This is a genomic window from Candidatus Aquarickettsia rohweri (genome assembly GCF_003953955.1).
Classification (GTDB): Bacteria; Pseudomonadota; Alphaproteobacteria; order Rickettsiales; family Midichloriaceae; genus Aquirickettsia; species Aquirickettsia rohweri.
The window spans coordinates 1-1,396 of the sequence record NZ_RXFM01000143.1 but is presented as its reverse complement, the minus strand read 5'-3'; the positions used below and the strand labels follow the sequence as shown (position 1 = coordinate 1,396).

The window sequence follows — 1,396 nt, the reverse complement described above, 5'->3', positions numbered from 1 at the left end:
AGTCAAATTTTGGGGAGAACGTGCAAAAAACTCGTGAGACAGGTCATTTCCCACTAAAAACCAGTCCTAAATGGCCGTAATTTATAAAAATAAAGCCCAAATTATGAGCTAAAATGGGCCATTCAAGGACCATTTTAGCGTACTTTCACGAAATTGTAAGGCCACTGGATGGCCCATTGGTCCAGCCCAGTGTCCGTACGAAATCCTATCGCCACTGGCCCAAAATAAAGGGGGACTACTTTCTTATTTTGCTAACGAATTGCTGCGCAGCAGCAATTTCGTAAGCAAAATAAGAAAGTAGTCCCCCTAAGGCAAGTGGCCGTACTTAGTGTAGGGACATGTGACCTAATGGCCCTTTGGGCCATTAGGTCACATGTCCCGGCATAGACTGGCCAAAGGCCAGTCTATGCTCTAGGCAGTCCGAAGGACTGCCGTCGTGAGGTAAGCAGGGCCCAAAGGGCCCTGCTTACCGAACCTAGGTCTGGCCTTAAAAGAAAATACCTAAGTACGTCTAAAATCTGGCCTTGAATGGCCAGATTTTAGACTTATAACGGATAATTTATCAGTCTGAAGGCCCCCTTCAAGGGGCCTTCAGACTGATAAATTATCCTAGAGCATAGTCATGCTGGCCAAAGGCCAGCATGACTATGCCGGTCATATTTGACCAGCCCAATGGGCTGAAAGCCCATTGGTCTAGTCAAATATGACCTGGCTAATTTAGAATAAAGAATAAAACTAAGGTACGAAGCTAAGAGCGAAGCGATTAGCTGAGTCCTTGTTAGACCAGTGGGCTTCGCCCACTAGACTAACAAGGCCAGTTTAAACTGCAGTCAAAACTGGTGCGCGCGAGTCAAATTGAGGGCCGGCCAGTCCCAGGTTCCGACTGGGGCAAAAGGGTGGCCGTAGGCCACCCGGGGTCACGAAATTGGTCGAAAGCAGTGAATTGACAGTAAAATCGAAAAGTACGCCCCCGCACAATCAGGGGCCACTGGCCTATCTAAATTGGGTACTTTGTACTATAAAATATAGTGTATAGTATAAAGTGTAGTCAAATTAAGGACGCGCGCATGTGCGCAGGTGTTGCCCAGTGAAGTAACCTGAGCAGTCAGATTCAGCAGTCTCACTTAGTGATCGAGCAGTCAGAAAGTGGGCCCGACCAACTTCGTGAAAGTGGCCCACCACTCCTCCTTAAAAGTGAGTGGGCCACTTTATGTTGTTCAATCATGCTTGTCTATGTTCATGTGTTGGTCCTATTGTTGATGTTCAAATTAAGTCTGATCTATTTTACACAGAGAGGTATATGATAACACAAATGCAATCCAATTTAAGTGGCTATAAAGATGTATTCTTGCCAAGTGTATATGATGCTTTATTACTTAATAGAGCCACATGTGAT

1 protein-coding gene is annotated in these 1,396 nt (G+C 45.6%); it reads left to right on the top strand.

Annotation, left to right across the window (positions count from 1 at the left end; genetic code table 11):
• Window positions 1-1,210: 1,210 nt before the first annotated feature.
• The coding region (locus EIC27_RS07405; RefSeq protein ID WP_205702366.1) for a hypothetical protein at window positions 1,211-1,396 on the top strand (186 nt) is incomplete at its 3' end.